Annotated in this window: 15 protein-coding genes; 9 read left to right on the forward strand and 6 right to left on the reverse strand. The window is 70.7% G+C overall.

Annotation, left to right across the window (positions count from 1 at the left end; translation table 11 throughout):
- Window positions 1-3: 3 nt before the first annotated feature.
- From ASD84_RS17480 to ASD84_RS17490, 3 genes are read right to left on the reverse strand one after another with little or no spacing between them, the layout of a single operon-like run.
- On the reverse strand, window positions 4-1,431 hold the full coding sequence (locus tag ASD84_RS17480; RefSeq protein WP_056713188.1) for a phytoene desaturase family protein: 1,428 nt from the start codon (window positions 1,429-1,431) through the stop codon (window positions 4-6).
- A complete protein-coding gene (locus tag ASD84_RS17485; protein WP_056713191.1) occupies window positions 1,428-3,284 on the reverse strand; it encodes a DUF3556 domain-containing protein in 1,857 nt (618 codons plus the stop codon). Before ASD84_RS17485 ends, ASD84_RS17480 begins: the two co-directional genes overlap by 4 nt.
- A 1-nt stretch (window position 3,285) precedes the next feature.
- Entirely contained in the window at window positions 3,286-4,767 is a 1,482-nt protein-coding gene (locus ASD84_RS17490; protein ID WP_056713192.1) for a class I adenylate-forming enzyme family protein, read from the reverse strand.
- 175 nt (window positions 4,768-4,942) lie between these two features.
- On the opposite strand from ASD84_RS17490, the gene ASD84_RS17495 reads away from it, so the two are divergent.
- The 6 genes from ASD84_RS17495 to ASD84_RS17520 all read left to right on the forward strand — a co-directional run bounded on the left by ASD84_RS17495 (window position 4,943) and on the right by ASD84_RS17520 (window position 11,035).
- Window positions 4,943-6,214 (forward strand): PucR family transcriptional regulator, encoded by a 1,272-nt coding sequence (locus ASD84_RS17495; protein ID WP_056713194.1) that lies wholly within the window; start codon window positions 4,943-4,945, stop codon window positions 6,212-6,214.
- A gap of 50 nt (window positions 6,215-6,264) precedes the next feature.
- Window positions 6,265-6,828: a dihydrofolate reductase family protein gene (locus ASD84_RS17500; protein ID WP_056714808.1), complete on the forward strand. Its 564-nt coding sequence runs from the start codon at window positions 6,265-6,267 to the stop codon at window positions 6,826-6,828.
- A 73-nt stretch (window positions 6,829-6,901) separates the two neighbouring features.
- The gene (gene ggt, locus ASD84_RS17505; RefSeq protein ID WP_056713196.1) at window positions 6,902-8,713 is read left to right on the forward strand and encodes a gamma-glutamyltransferase; all 1,812 of its coding nucleotides are present in this window, start codon (window positions 6,902-6,904) and stop codon (window positions 8,711-8,713) included.
- Between the two features lie 27 nt (window positions 8,714-8,740).
- Window positions 8,741-9,379 carry a pyridoxamine 5'-phosphate oxidase family protein gene (locus ASD84_RS17510; protein WP_056713199.1) on the forward strand — a complete coding sequence of 213 codons (639 nt, stop codon included), beginning with the start codon at window positions 8,741-8,743 and terminating at the stop codon, window positions 9,377-9,379.
- On the forward strand, window positions 9,372-10,214 hold the full coding sequence (dapF, locus tag ASD84_RS17515; protein ID WP_056713200.1) for a diaminopimelate epimerase: 843 nt from the start codon (window positions 9,372-9,374) through the stop codon (window positions 10,212-10,214). The genes ASD84_RS17510 and dapF overlap by 8 nt, the downstream gene beginning before the upstream one ends.
- Window positions 10,215-10,258: 44 nt before the next feature.
- Window positions 10,259-11,035 carry an SDR family NAD(P)-dependent oxidoreductase gene (locus ASD84_RS17520; RefSeq protein WP_056714812.1) on the forward strand — a complete coding sequence of 259 codons (777 nt, stop codon included), beginning with the start codon at window positions 10,259-10,261 and terminating at the stop codon, window positions 11,033-11,035.
- 27 nt (window positions 11,036-11,062) lie between these two features.
- On the opposite strand, the gene ASD84_RS17525 is transcribed toward ASD84_RS17520, so the two are convergent.
- Window positions 11,063-11,641, reverse strand: a complete 579-nt coding sequence (locus ASD84_RS17525) for a hypothetical protein (protein ID WP_156392070.1) — start codon at window positions 11,639-11,641, stop codon at window positions 11,063-11,065.
- A 125-nt stretch (window positions 11,642-11,766) separates the two neighbouring features.
- Here ASD84_RS17525 and ASD84_RS17530 point away from each other — a divergent pair, with 125 nt between their 5' ends.
- Window positions 11,767-13,395 carry an alkaline phosphatase D family protein gene (locus tag ASD84_RS17530; RefSeq protein WP_235531159.1) on the forward strand — a complete coding sequence of 543 codons (1,629 nt, stop codon included), beginning with the start codon at window positions 11,767-11,769 and terminating at the stop codon, window positions 13,393-13,395.
- Here ASD84_RS17530 and ASD84_RS17535 read toward each other — a convergent pair.
- Complete coding sequence (locus tag ASD84_RS17535; protein ID WP_056713204.1) at window positions 13,359-14,012, reverse strand: vWA domain-containing protein; 654 nt, start codon at window positions 14,010-14,012, stop codon at window positions 13,359-13,361. The genes ASD84_RS17530 and ASD84_RS17535 overlap by 37 nt on opposite strands.
- A 35-nt stretch (window positions 14,013-14,047) precedes the next feature.
- Window positions 14,048-14,521, reverse strand: coding sequence for a hypothetical protein (locus ASD84_RS17540; protein ID WP_200954627.1), 474 nt, complete (start codon window positions 14,519-14,521; stop codon window positions 14,048-14,050).
- Window positions 14,522-14,658: 137 nt separating this feature from the next.
- On the opposite strand from ASD84_RS17540, the gene hflX reads away from it, so the two are divergent.
- Together hflX and ASD84_RS17550 are read left to right on the forward strand one after the other, a co-directional pair.
- Window positions 14,659-16,143: a GTPase HflX gene (gene hflX, locus ASD84_RS17545; RefSeq protein ID WP_056713205.1), complete on the forward strand. Its 1,485-nt coding sequence runs from the start codon at window positions 14,659-14,661 to the stop codon at window positions 16,141-16,143.
- Window positions 16,144-16,219: 76 nt separating this feature from the next.
- A complete protein-coding gene (locus ASD84_RS17550; protein WP_056713207.1) occupies window positions 16,220-16,906 on the forward strand; it encodes an SGNH/GDSL hydrolase family protein in 687 nt (228 codons plus the stop codon).
- The last annotated feature ends 22 nt before the right edge of the window (window positions 16,907-16,928 follow it).

Consider the following 16,928-nt stretch of genomic DNA (forward strand, 5'->3'; position numbering starts at 1 on the left):
GCGTCAGCGGAGTCGGCGCAGGGCCGTTTCCGCCGCATTGAAGCCACCCATGCCGTGCACGCCCCCACCGGGCGGCGTGGCTGACGAGCAGAGGTACACGCCGTCGACGCCGAGGGCGTACGGGTTCAGCGCCGGACGTGGCCGGAACGCGATCTGCAGTGCGGTGTTGGCGCCGGCGCTGATGTCGCCGCCGACGTAGTTGGCGTTGTAGACCTCCATCTCCGGGGCCGATCGCGTCGACGTCGCGAGGATGAGGTCGCGGAAGCCGGGGGCGAAGCGCTCGATCTGCCCGGTGATCGCCTCGGTCGCGTCGCCGGTCCAGCCGTGCGGCACGTGGGCGTAGGCATAGACCGGGTTCGCGCCACCGCTCGACCGACTCGGGTCGATGAGGTACTGCTGGCCGAGCAGCACGAACGGCTGCTCTGCCATCTCTCCGCGCACGGTGCCGGCCTCGATCGCGCGGATCTGTTCCGCCGTACCGCCCAGGTGCAGGGTGCCGGCCCGGCGGCAGTCCTCGTTGATCCAGGGGATGTCGCCCTCGATGGCGAAGTCGACCTTGAAGGCCGCAGGGCCGTAGGTGTAGCGCGACAGCGCGCGGTGGACCCGACGGGGCAGCCGATCGCCGACGATGTCGAGCACGCCGGCCGGTGCGGTGTCGAGGAGCACGACGTCAGGGGCGGCTCCGGTGAGCTCGCGGAGCTGGTCGAGTGAGGTGACCCGGACGCCCGTACGCACCTTGCCACCGTGCTCCTGGAGCTCGGCGATCAGGGCTCGCGTGATCGCCTCGGTGCCGCCCTCGGCGACCGGCCACCCGACCGCGTGCGCTGAACCGGTGAGCATCAGGCCGACCGAACCGCTCAAGGGGGTGTCGAGGCGACCGAAGGCGTGGGCGGCGACGCCCATGAACAGGGCCTTCGCCGGGTCGTCGCTGAAGCGGCGCGCGGTCCAGGTGGCCGGCAGCAGCGCCTTGACCCCGAACCTGGACAGCGTGAGCGGATGCCTCGGCACGTGAGCGACCGGTTGGAACACCTCGCCGATCAGGTCGTCGAAGTTGCGGACGATGGGGTCGAAGATGCGCCGCCACCGGGCACCGTCGCGGCCCAGCGTGGCCACCGTGGCGTTCATGTCGCGGGTCGCGATCCCGGCCCGGCCGTCGTCGAGAGGGTGGGCCAGGTCGATCTCCGGCCACAGCCACCTCAGCCCGTGTCGCTCCAGCCCCAGCGAGGCGAAGTAGGGCGAGGCCACTCCGGTCGGGTGGAACGCGGCGCAGTCGTCGTGGAGCAGTCCGGGCAGGGTCAGCTCGCTGGTGCGGGTGCCGCCCCCGGGTCGGTCATGGGCCTCGAGGACGGTGACGTCGAGACCCTCCTGGGCCAGGCGGATGGCGCCGGCGAGGCCGTTCGGCCCGCTCCCCACGACGACTGCGGTGCTCACGTGACGGCGTCCCTTCCGGTGGTGAGGGTGTGCTGGCGACGGTAGCCGTCGGCCGTCCAGCCCACCTGCAGGGGGATCGGCCCGTTCGGCAGCCACGGCTGTTCCTTCACGCAGTCGCGCACGTCCCACGTGCCGCGCTCGACCACGCCGAGCGCTGCGTCGATCACCCGGTAGTGCTGGGGGCGTGAGGTCCGCCACGGGGTCGGCTGCGACTCGCAGTAGGCGACGACCAGGTCGCCAGGTGCGAGGTCGAGGCGCTTCTGGATGGCCGCGACCATCCGCTCGTCGTGGAGGTGCCCGTCGCCGAAGTTCCAGCCCAGCACGACGTTGCAGACGAACTCGCCCTCCCGGAGGGTGCGCTCCTCGATGTCGTCGAGGTGCTCGCGGAGCACGGAGAACAGGCCGCGCCCCTGGCTGTGCATCGCGCGCCAGGCCATCACCTTCTGCAGGGTCATCTCGGCGTCATCGTGCTCGAGCGGCGTCGGCTTCATCCGCTGCAGCTGGTCGACCTGGATCTCGACCTGCGGCAGCTCGTTCAGCCGCTCCTCCACCCCGGGCTTCATCGTCCAGACCGCCGAGGCCCAGTTGCCGGCGTACTGCCGCATGGAGGGCAGGAACGAGACCAGGTCGGGGCGCAGGTTGCCCAGGACCGGCCCGAACAGCAGCAGGCCGAAGACCGGGATGAGCAGCAGCGGTTCGGAGAAGTCCCAGATGTTGTAGACCGACGCGTCGAAGCCGTTCCCGAAGCCGCCCCACAGCACGATCGCGATGTAGCCGAAGTAGACGTTCCACTCCAGCGGTACGGCGAGCGGGAACGTCGAGGTGATGAAGATGTGGAACACCAGCATCGCCACGGCTCCGAGCATCGCGACGGTGTTGTTGGTCGTGGTCAGCAGCACGACCGGGATGACGATCTCGACCGTCGTACCGCCGACGTGGGCCATGAACTTCGCCAGCCCGGACGGGCGCAGGTCGTCGGGTTCGTTGCGGTAGTGCAGCCGCTTGACGATGCTCAGCTGGCCCGGGCTGTTGGACACCATCGGCGGGACCACGTGGGCGAAGTGTTCGCCGAACTTCGACACCCCGGCACCGATCCAGACGATGCAGATGATGATCTTGAACGCGACGACCAGGTTCACGAAGTCCGCGGCACTCGCGCCGTCCCGGGTGGCGATCGCCCCGAGGGTCGCCGAGAACAGCATGATCGGGAGGTACTGCTCGGAGCGCGCCGCCAGGAAGACCACCTTGTCGCGCAGGCCCATCAGCGGCATCAGCACCAGGACCGGGATGAACGCGGCTGGTGGGATCAGCTCCTGGGGACCGGTGCCGGCCGGGAGCAACGCCACCGGATCGGCGTGGACGACCAGCGGGACGACGAGGCTCGCGAGGACGCCGACGTACAGGATCACGTCGACCACCGTGCGCTCGTCGCCGCCGGTCAGCGGGACGTGGCGGCCCCACGGCGCCATCCGGATCGTGCCGGGACGCAGCCAGTAGCGGATGTTGCCCAGCATCGGGACGAAGTGGCCACACAAGGGGCCGAACGCACCACCGAGGCCGATCACCTCGAGCAGCATCAGCCAGACCGCGAGCTTCTGGTAGACGACCACGTTGTCGAACCAGGTGCCGGGGTCGGCGAATTCGACGCCCGCAGTGGTCATCGAGGTGATCCACAGGCCCACCGCGAAGTAGAGGCCGAGCATCTTGAGGACGTACACGACGTGCAGCACCCGGGGGGTGCCGAAGCCGTCCTCGACCCAGTGGGTGCTCAGCACCCGGATCCGCTCCTGCAGGGGCAGGCGGAGGAACTCGGCCGGCGGCACCGGCTGCGGCGAGGGGTTGATGAATCCCATGTCAGGAGTCCTTTCCTGCGGCGACCGCGAGGTCCGCCAGCTGGGCCCGCAGCCCGGGCTTGTCGATCTTGCCCACGGCGTTCTTGGGCAGGGTCTCCCGGACATGGAGGGCGACCGGGACCTTGATCTTGGCAAGTTCTGCGCGGCACCGGGCGAGAACGGCGTCACGGTCCACCTCGCCGCCGGGCTCCGGAGCGACGAAGGCGACCACCACCTCGCCGTACACGGGGTCCGGGCCACCGACGACCGCGGCCTCGAGGACGGACGGATCGCTGTGCAGCACGTTCTCGATCTCCTTCGGGTAGATGTTCTCCCCGCCGCGGATGATCATGTCCTTGATCCGGTCCACGATCCGCAGGTACCCGTCCTCGTCGAGGATCCCCACGTCGCCCGTGTGCAGCCAGCCGTCCCCGAGTGCCTCGGCCGTGGCCTCCGGGCGATGGAGGTAGCCGCGCATCACGTTGCCGCCCTTGATCACGACCTCGCCGCGCTCACCCAGCGGGAGCAGGGACCCGTCGGGCGCCATGATCGCGACCAGCTGGCCGGGCAGGGCCGGTCCGACGCTGCCCGGCTTGCGGACCCCGTCGACCGGGTTGCACGTCGAGGCGCAGGTGCCCTCCGACAGGCCGTAGCCCTCCACCAGGGGAAAGCCGAACCGCTTCTCGACACCGGCGAACAGGTCCGGCGGAGCGGGGGCCGCGCCGCAGATCGCGAACCGCACCGAGCTGACGTCGGGCCGCACCTCCTCGGGCAGGGCGACCAGGTGCGAGTAGATCGTGGGCACTGCCGAGAAGTACGTCGGGCGCAGCCGCTCGATCGACGACAGGAACTCGACGGGGTGGAACCGCTCCAGCACCGACAGCTGGGCGCCCACCGAGATCGGGGTCAGGAAGCTGACGCAGATGGCATTGACGTGGAACAGCGGCAGCACCAGCAGGCAGTGGTCGTCGGTCGTGATGCCGATCGCCGCGCCCATGCTCGTGATCATCGCGTCGAGGTTGCCGTGGTCGAGCATGACGCCCTTGGGGCGCCCGGTCGATCCGCTCGTGTAGACCAGCAGTGCCAGGTCGGAGGCTGCGTTCTCCGGCGGCGGCAGGGTGCCCTCGGGCGTGCTGGCGAGCCGGTCGGCGGCCAGCGTGACGGCGTCGCCGTGCACCACCGACGGATCGGTGGTGACCAGCAGCTCCGCACCCGAGTCGCCGATCTGGTGCGCCGCCTCCGGGACGGTGAGCGTCGGGTTCACCGGCGTGGCCGCAGCGCCCAGGCGCCACGCGGCCATGATCGAGACGAGCAGCTCGATCCGGTTGGGCAGCATCACGGCCACCACGGAGCCGGCGCCCACGCCGCGGGCCGCGAACTGTTCGGCCGCGGCTTCGACCCGCTCGCCGAACTCGCGGTACGTGAGGGCGAGCCGCTCGTCGCGGACGCAGGGGCGGTCGTCGTACGACGCCGGGCGCAGCCAGGGGAGGAAGTCGAGGGTCATGCCGGTCACGCTAGGACGCGCGACGTACGCCTTTCTTGGTGTCGCGCACCAATTTCGGGACTGGGATTCGGGGCGGGCGCAGCAGGACCGGCGTCCGTTGAGTCTGTCAGGATGACGTGAGCGCCGTCACTCGTTGGTGTCATCGTCCAACTCGGCCATCTCCAGGAGGTGTGGGGTGCCGGACGCCCAGAAGGAGCTCGCGGGCATCGCCCGGCTGCTGGTCGAGAACGCCCAGACGCTGACTGATCACCTCGTGCAGCAGTTCGGCGAGCGGATCCCCGCGCTGCCGCACGACCCCACGCTCGTCGACCTTCTCGTCGGGAGCACCGGCTCCAACCTCGAGACGCTGGCGCACCTGTTGCAGGGCCATGCGCCGATCGAGGGCATTCGGGCACCCGCAGCGGCCGTCGAGTACGCCCGCCGGCTCGCCCAGCGCGGTACGCCGCCGAGCGCGCTCCTGCGGGCCTACCGCCTCGGCCAGCAGCTGGTCCTGCAGTGGGCGAACGAGCAGATCGTCCGCCAGATGTCGGATCCGTTGCTGGCGTTGGCGACGAGCAGCCTGCTCACCGACATCTCCTTCCAATACATCGATGCGGTGTCCGAGGACGTCATCGAGGCCTACCAGGACGAGCGGGAGCGCTGGCTCGCGAACCGCAGTGCCGTCCAGCGTGAGACGGTCGACGCGCTGCTCGCCGGTGCCCGGGTGGATCTCGCCGCAGCCGAGGCAGCCCTGGGCTACCGGCTCCGCCAGCACCACCTCGGCGTGGTGCTGTGGACCACGGGTGGGGACGCCGGACTCGCCGAGTCCGAGCGGCTTCTCGCTCGCCTCGCGAAGCAGTTCGGGAGCGGACATCCGCTCTTCGTCCCGCGGGATCGGGCGACGGCCTGGGGCTGGATCCCCATCGGCCGGTCTGCCGACCTTGACCTCGACGCGGTCGTGGCGGCCCTGGCCGATGCGCTGGGAGACGGGCTGGCAGAGGGGGAGGCGGGCGTTAAGGTCGCGCTCGGCACGCCGGAGGCAGGGGAACCGGGCTTCCGGGTCACGCACCTGGGTGCGGCGGCCGCCCACGAGGTGAGCCTCCACAACCAGGGCTCCGAGGCGCGTGTCGTCTCGTACGCCGATCCGAGCGTGCGCGCTGCTGCACTGCTGTCCCGCGACCTGGCCGCAGCCCGGCGGATGGTGGCCCGGACACTGGGCGACCTGGGCGCCGACACCGAGGCCGCAGCCCGGATGCGCGAGACGCTGCTCGCGTTCGTCGAGGACCGCGAGAGCTATGTCGCCACGGCCGCCCGGACGCACCTGCACAAGAACACCGTGAAGTACCGCATCGACCGGGCGATCGAGGTGCGGGGCAAGCCGCTCAGCGAGGAGCGGCTCGACCTGCAGCTGGCCCTGATCGCGTGCAAGTGGCTCGGGCCCGAGGTGCTCACCCCGGCCCCCAGGTGATGACCCGCCGAGGGGCGCTGGTTGTCGGCGCCCGGGTCCATGCTGGTGACATGCCTCGGACGACCTACTACACGGCCACCACGCTCGACGGCTTCATCGCCGATCCGGACGACTCGCTGGACTGGCTGATGCGCCAGGACCTGGACGAGGAGGGCCCGCAGAACTACGGCGCCTTCATCAAGGAGATCGGTGCGATCGTGATGGGCTCGACGACGTATGAATGGGTGCTCGCGCACCTCGAGAAGTCCGGTGAGGCGTGGTTCTACTCCATGCCGGCGTGGGTGCTGACCTCGCGCGACCTCCCCGTCCTCGAGGGTGCCGACGTCCGCTTCGCCCGCGGCGACGTCACCAGCGTGTACGACGACCTGGTGGCCGCCGCGGGGGACAAGGACGTGTGGGTGGTCGGTGGGGGAGACCTCGCTGGACAGTTCGCCGACGCCGGACTGCTCGACGAGGTGATCGTCTCGATCGCGCCCGTCACCCTCGGTGCGGGCCGCCCGATCCTGCCTCGCCGCCTCGACCTGCGGCTCGTGGAGACCGCCCAGAACGGCGCCTTCGTGACGGCCCGCTACGAGGTCGACGGCGTCCTCACGGAGGACCGTCCCTCGGAGTAGCCCGCCCTTGACAACGGAGGGGACAACGGGGGGATGGTGGAAGCAACGGCTCTGGATCTCTCGGGAGGACATCGTGCGCCGAACCCTCGCCCTCGTCACCACGTCCGTGACCACCCTCGCCCTCGGGCTGGTCGCCCCGGCGACCGCCGACCCGCCCGCACCTTCCGCGCCGCCGAGGTCTCCGGTCGCGGTCGGCCACGGCGGCGCCGTCAGCTCGGTGGATCCCGATGCCTCGGCGATCGGCCTGCAGGTGCTGGAGCGCGGCGGCAATGCCGTCGACGCGGCCGTCGCCACTGCGGCCGCCCTCGGCGTGACCGAGCCCTACAGCGCGGGCATCGGCGGTGGCGGCTACTTCGTCCACTACGACGCAGCCACGGGCGAGGTCACCACCATCGACGGCCGGGAGACCGCACCGGCGGGCATCCAGCCGGACGCGTTCATCGATCCGGCGACCGGGGCGCCGTACCGGTTCAGCCCTGACCTCGTCACCAGCGGCGTGTCCGTCGGGGTCCCCGGCACCCCGGCGACCTGGCAGGAGGCGCTCGACCGGTGGGGCAGTCTCTCGCTCGCCGACGCGCTGAAGCCCGCTGCCGGCCTGGCTCAGCGTGGGTTCGTCGTCGACCCGACCTTCGCACTGCAGACCAGCGAGAACGCCGCTCGCTTCCGGACCTTCTCCAGCACCACCGACCTCTACCTCGCCGACGGCGTCCCGGCCGTCGGGAGCCGGCTCCGCAACCCTGACCTGGCCAGGACCTATCGCCTCCTCGGCGCCCGGGGCACCGACTGGTTCTACGAAGGTGGCCTGGCCGCCGAGATCGCCGAGAACGTGCAACAGCCGCCGCTCAGCGGCGCCACCGACCTGCCCGTGCCGCCCGGCAGCATGACCACTGCGGACCTCGCCGGCTACGAGGCGCTCGTGCAGGAGCCGACCCACGTCTCGTACCGCGGCCACGACGTCTACGGGATGGCGCCGTCGTCCTCGGGCGGCACGACGGTCGGGGAGTCGCTCAACATCCTCGAGCAGTTCGACCTCGGTGCGATGACGCCGGTCGGCGCACTCCACCACTACCTCGAGTCGACGGCGCTGGCCTTCGCCGATCGCGGGAAGTACGTCGGTGATCCCGCCCACGTCGACGTACCCATCGACGCGCTGCTCGACGACACCTTCGCCAAGGAGCGGGCCTGCGCGCTCGACCCGGCGGTCGCGGCGACCAAGCCGGTGCCGGCCGGCGACGTGACGTCGTACGACGGCCTCTGCGCCGCCGACGCGACAGGAGTGCCGGACGCCGACACCGAGGGACTCTCGACCACCCACCTGACGACGGCGGACCGCTGGGGGAACGTCGTCTCCTACACGCTGACGATCGAGCAGACCGGCGGATCGGGCATCGTCGTGCCCGGTCGCGGCTTCATCCTCAACAACGAGCTGACCGACTTCAGCACGATCTACAACGAGACCGACCCGAACCGGATCCAGCCCGGCAAGCGTCCGCGGAGCTCGATGTCGCCGACGATCGTGCTTCGCGACGGTGACCCGGTGCTGGCGCTCGGGTCCCCGGGTGGTTCCACGATCATCACGACCGTCCTCCAGGTGCTGCTCAACCGGCTCGACCTCGGCATGTCCCTTCCCGAGGCGGTCGCGGCTCCGCGCGCGTCCCAGCGCAACACCACGGCAGTGACGGCTGAGCAGGCCTTCATCGATGCGTACGGCGCCGCGCTGGGCGGCTACGGACACACGCTCACGGTGGCCGGTCCGCCGGGCACCAGCGCCGCCGAGATCGGTGCCGTCGCGGCGATCGAGCTCGGGCCCGACGGGCAGCTGACCGCCGTGGCCGAACCCACCCGCCGCGGCGGGGGTTCGGCGATGGTCGTCGATCCCGACTGACGGACAGCCACCGCCTACGATCGTGGGGTGAGGACCGCACCCGGCTGGACCGAGATCACCAGCGATGACGCGCTGAGCGCGCTGCTCGGTGAGCCCACCGCGGCGGCGCGGGCCAAGGAACGCGCCACGCTGACCGAGGTCGACCGCGACTGGCTCGCGGCCACGCCGTTCTGCTTCCTCGGCACCGCTGACGCCGAGGGCCGCTGCGACGTCTCGCCGAAGGGCGACCCGGCCGGTCACCTGGTCCACGTCGTCGACGACCAGACGATCGCGATCGCCGAGCGGCCGGGCAACCGTCGCGCGGACGGCTACCGCAACATCCTCGCCAACCCGCAGGTCGGGCTGAATTTCCTGATCCCCGGTCGCGGCGACACGTTGCGGATCAACGGCCGCGCCCGGCTCGTCAGCGACGCTCCGTTCTTCGACGAGATGGTGGTCAAGGGGCACCGGCCGCTGCTGGCCGTCGTCGTCGAGATCGAGACCGTCTTCTTCCACTGCGCGAAGGCGTTCCTGCGATCGCAGCTGTGGCAGCCGGAGAGCTGGAACCCCGACGGCACCGTCCCGCGCCGCGCCGTACTGGCCCATCGCCTGGAGCGACCGGACACCCCGCTCGAGGAGCTCGACGCCTACTACGGCGAGTCCTACAAGGACGGCCTCTATGGCTGACTACGCCTTCCTCAAGGGCCACGGCACCGAGAACGACTTCGTGCTGCTCCCCGATCACGACGGCACCGTCCACGGCGACCTCGACGCCGATCGGGTCCGCGCTCTCTGTGACCGCCGCGCGGGCATCGGCGGTGACGGCGTCCTCCGGGTCATCCGGGCGGTGGCGATCCGCGATGCCGCAGGACAGAACGCCGAGTGGTTCATGGACTACCGCAACGCCGACGGTTCGGTCTCGGAGATGTGCGGCAACGGCATCCGGGTCTTCGGGCGGCACCTCGCCGTTGCTGGCCTGGCCGATCCGGCCACCCCCGTCCCCGTCGCGACCCGCGCCGGCGTGAAGGTGCTGACCTTCGCCGGCGGTGTCGCCGACGGCGAGATCACCGTCGACATGGGAGTCCCGAAGGTCCTCGAGGACACCCAGGTGTCGATCGGCGACCAGTCGTGGCCAGCCCTCCACGTCGACATGGGCAACCCCCACGCCGTGGCCTTCCTCGACGACGGCGCCGACCTCGCCGACGTCGGCCCGCTGTTCGAGCCGCCCCTCCACGACGCTGCCGTCTACCCGCACGGGGTCAACGTCGAGTTCGTCGTACGACGCGGGCCCGGCCACGTCGCGATGCGGGTCCACGAGCGGGGCTCGGGCGAGACCCGCTCGTGCGGGACCGGCGCCTGCGCGGTGATGGTGGCCGCAGCGCTCGCCGACGGTGCCGCGCGCGATACCGACTACCGGATCGACCTGCCCGGCGGCACGCTCCGGATCAGCTGGACGGCCGACGACCGGATCCTGATGACGGGACCTGCCGTGATCGTCGCAGAGGGCCGGACCGCACTCTGACACCGTTGGTGTCACGGTTCTCCGCGGCCCCTATGCTCGCGACCATGGAACTCACTGGATCTTCTGCCATCGTCACCGGTGGCGCGTCGGGCATCGGTGCCGCGGCCGCCCGTCAGCTCGCTGCCAAGGGCGCGACCGTCGTCGTCGCCGACCTGCAGGCCGACAAGGGCGAGGCGCTCGCCGCCGAGATCGGCGGCATCTTCGCCCAGGTCGACGTCACGAACACCGAGCAGATCGCCGCCGCGGTCAAGGCTGCCGCCGAGATCGCCCCGCTGCGCGCCGTGGTCAACTCGGCCGGCATCGGCTGGGCGCAGCGCACCATCGGTCGCGACGGCCAGCTCGAGTCGGCCCACTCGCTGGAGGCCTTCACCAAGGTCGTCCACATCAACCTGATCGGCACTTTCGACATGGTCCGCCAGGCCGCGACCGCGATGAGCCTGAACGAGCCCGACGCCGACGGCTGCCGGGGCGCCATCGTGAACCTTGCCAGCGTGGCCGCGTTCGACGGCCAGATCGGCCAGGCGTCGTACTCCGCCTCCAAGGGTGGCGTGGTCGGCATGACCCTTCCCGTGGCGCGCGACCTGTCGGCTGCCGGCATCCGCCTCAACACCGTGGCCCCCGGCCTGATCGACACCCCGATCTACGGCGAGGGTGAGGCCTCCGAGGCGTTCAAGGCCAACCTCGGCCAGAACGTGCTGTTCCCGAAGCGTCTCGGCTCGCCCGACGAGCTGGCCAGCATGGTCATCGAGTGCCTGACGAACTCGTACATGAACGGCGAGGTCGTCCGCGTCGACGGCGGCATCCGGATGCCCCCGAAGTAGTTCGCTCGCAGTGGTGCCGGGGCTGGATCAGCCCTGGCACCAGACGCTGCCGTAGGGACCGACGGTCGACCGGCGGTCCGTGACGCGGCCGTCGATGAGGATCTCGCACGTGACGGGCTGACCGTCGGCACGCGCCTGCACGAACGCGACGGCGTAGTCGGGGTTGCCGAACGCGACCGTGGACATCGACCAGCTGTTGCTGTTCTCGACGTGGGAGCCCTGGGAGTTGTTGGTGCTCGTCGGGACGATGTAGGCGACCAGCCCGAGCGGGTGCCGGGCACGCCACCGGATCGTCACCTCGTGCTTCTCGGCGGAGTACGACGCACCGTTCCCGCGTATGCCGCCCGGCTGGACGCCGAGACCGGGAAAGTTGTTGCCGAAGGCGGCCGGCAGCTCGCTCGACTCGATGATCTTCGGCTTCTTCTTGGTCGTGGCCTGTTCGGTCGCGAGGGTCGTGACGTCCTCGCCCGCGCGAGGGCGACCATCGTCGATGGCCCGCTCGGGTGAGTCGGGGCGGAGCAGGACGATGACGCCGACGGTGACCATCACCAGGATGGCCGCCCAGATGAAGAACACCCTCGTCTGGGCCCCCGGTGTGTCGCGCATGTCCCTACAACGACGGGTGGCGCCACGTGGCTATGGCCCGCGCCGGTGAACGGTCCTGTGACGTTCACCGCGCAGCCCCTTGGTGATCGCGTCCCGGTCGTCGGGAGCCGGTTGCCTCTCGGAACGTGACGTTGCTCTGGGACGACCAGACCCGCCTCGGTGAGCTGCGAGTCGGGCGCCGTACGACGGTGGTCGCCGGCCTCTCCGGCGCGGCGGTCCTCGGCCTCGCCGACCGATGGCCGAGCTTCGTGGAACGGCGCCGGGACCTGACGTCGGGCGTGCGCAGCGGTGAGGTCACGACGAGCTCCGCAGTGCTGTGGTCCCGTGCGGTCGAGCCGAGCCGGATGATGGTGCGCCTGTCGAGCGGCGGGCGGCTGCGGGGCACGATCCGCGGCCGTTGGGCCGATCCGCGCACCGATTTCACCGCGCGGATGCACCTGACCGACCTCGCGCCCGGTCGGGAGTACGACGCCGAGGTGTGGTTCGAGACGCCGGAAGGGGAGCGGAGCGCGCCGCAGCTGCTGTCGTTCGCCACCGCACCGATCCATGGCGCCGCGCAGTCGATCGTGTGGTCCGGGGACACCAACGGCCAGGGCTGGGGGATCGATCGTGCGCGCGGCGGGATGACGGCGTACCGCGCGATGCTGGACCTGCGACCGGACCTGTTCATCCACGTCGGCGACACGATCTACGCCGACGAACCGATGGAGTCCTCGAAGCTCCTGCTCGAGAACGGCAGCACGTGGCAGAACGAGCTGACCGAGGAGGTCATGGTCGTCGCCGAGACCCTCGAGCACTTCCGCGGCCGGCACCGCTACCCGCTGCGCGACGACAACGTGCGCGACTTCTACGCCGCCGTACCCTCGGCCGTGCAGTGGGACGACCACGAGACCTGCAACAACTGGTGGCCCGGCGAGACGATCGACGACGACCGCTACACCGAGCGGCGGGCCGACGTCCTGGCGTTGCGCGGGCGGCGGGCGTGGCAGGAGTACCAGCCGGTGCCGGTCAAGCGTCTGGTCCCGGCCGACGGGGACGGCTTCGTGCCGACCCGGCTCTACCGGAAGATCCCGCGCGGGCAGCACCTGGACCTGTTCCTGCTCGACATGCGCAGCTTCCGTGGAGGCAACCCTGCCGCCGACCCGCGCGACGCGCGTGCCCCGCAGGGGCTGCTCGGCCAGGAGCAGGAGGACTGGCTGATTGCAGGCCTGCGCCGCTCCACCGCCACGTGGAAGGTGATCTCGATCGACCAGCCGCTCTCCGCGCCGGCCAAGCGTCTGCACGACCTCGACGGTGTGTCCAACGGCGACCCCGGCCGCCCGTTGGGGCGCGAGCCCGAGATCGGTCGCGTCCTCTCGGCGATCAAGCGTCACGGCATCAGGAACGTCGTCTGGATCACCGCTGACGTGCACTACACCGCGGCCAACCACTACTCCCCGGAGCGGGCGACGTTCACCGACTTCGAGCCGTTCTGGGAGTTCATCTCGGGGCCGCTGCACTGCTCACCGTTCACCGCACGGCCCGACGAGCTGGACCGCACCTTCGGCCCCCTCGTCCACTTCACCCACGGCAAGGACGAGTCGCTGCCGGTGAAGATCGCGCCGCGCCCTGACAACCAGCACATCGGCCAGCTCTCCATCGCGCCCTCAGGAGAGCTGACCGTGCGCTTGTACGACGCCGTCGGGACCGTGCTGTGGCAGCGGGTCCTCGAGCCGGATCAGTCGGCGACGGACTCGCGTTCCTCGCGGCTGTAGTCGGCCATCATCGGAGCCGGCGCTCCTGGCGGGGCGACAGACCGGTCACCGCGGAGCTTGCCCAGCTTCTGCGACGTCATGGCCATCACGTCGCGACTCTTGCCGCGCCCGTAGGTGACCGATGCGCCGGCAGAGACGCCGAGGCTGGTGCCGACCTCGATCGCGTCCTGGTCGGCCCCCATGTAGAGGAACTGCCACGCGAAGCCGTTGGTCTGCTGCTCGACGAGCGCCTTGATCGCGGGGTGGGTCCACTCCTGGCTGGAGTTCTCGTGGCCGTCGGTCATCACCGCGACGATCACGGTCCCGGGACGGTCGTCCTCCTTCAGCGCGGCCAGCTCCTGGCCGGCCGTGGTGATCAGTCGGCCCATCGCGTCGAGCAGCGCGGTCGAGCCGCGCGGCTGCAGGTCCAGGGTCGGCACGTCCGCGATCGGGACGTTGGCGAACACGACGTCGTACTCGTTGTCGAACTGGGCGAGGGTGACCCGGCAGTCACCCGGGACAGCACGCTGCTCGGCGATGAAGGCGGCAAAACCTCCCTCGGTGTCGGCCTTGATGGACTGCATCGATCCGCTGCGGTCGAGCAGGAAGTACAGGTGGGTGAGGTCGGCTCGAGTCATGATTCCTCCATTCGGGCGCCGATCGGGCGCCGCTCTCATTGGCTCCGTCGCGGCTTGAACCGCATCGGCGCCGGTGCTGCGGCGGGTTGCCGCGGTTGACCGGTCTCGAGGTCGTACTTCGCACGTTCGACCCCGGCGGCCGTGACGCGCCCCCGGTCGTCGGCGTACGCCGCAAGGCTGCGGGTGCGCGCCAGACGCGGGCCGACGGCGTTCTCCGTGAGCCCGGCCTGCGCCCCTGCCCCACGCAGGGACGCCTGACCGGTCAGCACGGCGGCTGCCATCGCCTCGTCGAGGATCTCGGTGAGGCGATCGGCGGCTTCCCGAAGGTAGGGCAGGGCCCCGACGGAATCGCGGGACTCCGCCTCGTCCAGCGCCCGTCGTACGACGGCCAGCGCCTCGCGCGACGGCCCGGCCAGTGGCCCAGACAGTGGCCCGGCCAGTGGCGCAGCGGGGGCTCCTGCAGGGGGCGCGGGGGGAGTCGGGCGGTCGCCTCGCTTCGGTTCGGTCATGCCGTCCATGGTGCCGCACAAACTGCGGTAACGCAAGGAGTGCGGCGCCGCAGTTGGTGCAGGATCGGCGGTGAGCCGTCCCGCTCCCGGTAATCGGGAAGCCTTGGCGACAGTTCGTCGTTACATTGGATACGCCTATGACGAACCATGCTGAAGACTTCTCGCTCGATTCCGCCCTCCGCGCCACCGAGGGCTGGGACGACCCCGACAACGACACCTTCGAGTCGGGCTACGCGCCTGCCTCCGCCGACGAGCCCACCGCGGGCGACATGGACCTGGCGGCGCGCCACGAGCTGCGTCGTGTCGCCGGGCTGCGCACCGAGCTCGAGGACATCTCCGAGGTCGAGTACCGCCAGCTCCGGCTCGAGCGCGTCGTGCTCGTCGGGGTGTGGACCGAGGGCACCGTCCAGGACCACGAGAACGCCATGGCCGAGCTCGCCCTGCTCGCCGAGACCGCCGGCTCCGAGGTGCTCGACGCGATCTACCAGCGTCGCCAGTCGCCCGACCCGGCGACGTACATCGGCCGCGGCAAGGTCGAGGGGCTGGCCGAGATCGTCCAGGCCAGCGGCGCCGACACCGTCATCTGTGACGGTGAGCTCGCCCCCTCGCAGCTGCGCAACCTGGAGGACCGGGTCAAGGTCAAGGTCGTCGACCGGACCGCGCTGATCCTCGACATCTTCGCCCAGCACGCGAAGTCCGCCGAGGGCCAGGCACAGGTCGAGCTGGCCCAGCTCAGCTACATGAAGCAGCGGCTGCGTGGTTGGGGTGGCAACCTGTCGCGCCAGGCCGGTGGCCGCGTCGGCGCCGACGGCGCCGGTATCGGTGGCCGTGGTCCCGGTGAGACCAAGATCGAGACCGACCGGCGTCGCATCAACGACAAGATCGCCAAGCTCCGCCGCGACCTGAAGGTGATGAAGGGGACCCGCGACACCAAGCGCCAGGAGCGCCGTCGCAACCACATCCCCTCCGTCGCCATCGCCGGCTACACCAACGCCGGCAAGTCCTCCCTGCTCAACCGGCTGACCGGTGCAGGAGTGCTCGTCGAGGACTCCCTCTTCGCGACGCTGGACCCCACCACCCGTCGTACGACGACCGCAGACGGTCGCGTCTTCACGATGAGCGACACGGTCGGCTTCGTCCGGCACCTGCCGCACCAGCTGGTGGAGGCCTTCCGGTCGACGCTGGAGGAGGTCGCCGACGCCGACCTGATCGTGCACGTCGTCGACGGCTCGCACCCCGACCCCGAGGGCCAGCTCAACGCGGTCCGCGCGGTGCTCGCCGACATCGACGCCGGCGACGTCCCCGAGCTGGTCGTGATCAACAAGGTCGACGCCGCGGACCCGCTGGTCATCGACCGGTTGCTCCGCCGCGAGCCGCACTCCATCGCGGTCTCCGCTCACACCGGCGAGGGCATCAAGGAGGCGCTCGCCCTGATCGAGGGCGACCTCCCGCGTCCCCAGGTCGCGTTCTCCGCGCTGGTTCCCTACGCGCGCGGTGACCTGATCGACCGGATCCACCGCGACGGCGAGATCGCCACGATCGAGCACACGGCCGATGGCAGTCACGTCACCGGCCGTACCTCCGAGGCACTGGCCGGCGAGCTCGCCGACTACGCCGTGTGACCAACGCACCTGACGAATCTGCTGTCATTTCGGCGAATTCGCAGCGCGTTCGTCAGGTGCGACGGATGATCTGGGCGTGACTCGGCGCATCACCCGTCCCCGGCTTCTCCTGTCCGTGCTCGCGACGCTGTTGGTCGTCGCCGTGAGTACGACGGTGCTGGCGCGCGCCGGTGCCCGACCCGACCGGTGTGCGGTGATCGGCGAACGCGCCGAGGCGCGGGCTTCGCTCGTGACGGGTTCCGGGGCAGACGTCCTGGTGATCGGCGACTCCTACTCCGTCGGCGCAGGCGTCCGCCGGAGCGAGTCGTGGCCGGTGCGCCTGCCCGGCCGGGTCCGCGTCGACGGCTTCTCCGGCAGCGGGTTCACGGTCGGTGCGAGCGGCTGTGGCGACGTCTCCTACGCCACGCGCGCGGCGCGTTCGCTGAGTGGTGCGACCGACCTGGTCGTCGTCGAAGGTGGGCTCAACGACTACGACCAGTCGCTCGCCGATCTCGAGGCAGGGTTCGCGCGCCTGGTCCGGGTGCTCGACGGCCGCCACGTGCTCGTCGTGGGTCCGCCCCCGGCGCCGGAACGCCCGCGCGCCTCGGTGGAGGCCGTCGACGCGGCTCTCGCGCGGCTCTCGGCGGCCCAGGGGATGCCGTACCTGAGCATGCTGGGGGTGGACCTCGCCTATCTCGACGACGACCTCCACCCCGACCCCGCCGGACACCGGGTCTTCGGCGACCTGGTGGCTGAGAAGGTCAGGACCATGTTCGTCGAGTAACCGCGAGGAACGAGCGGCGTAT

The organism is Nocardioides sp. Root682 (assembly GCF_001427795.1).
Classification (GTDB): domain Bacteria; phylum Actinomycetota; class Actinomycetes; order Propionibacteriales; family Nocardioidaceae; genus Nocardioides.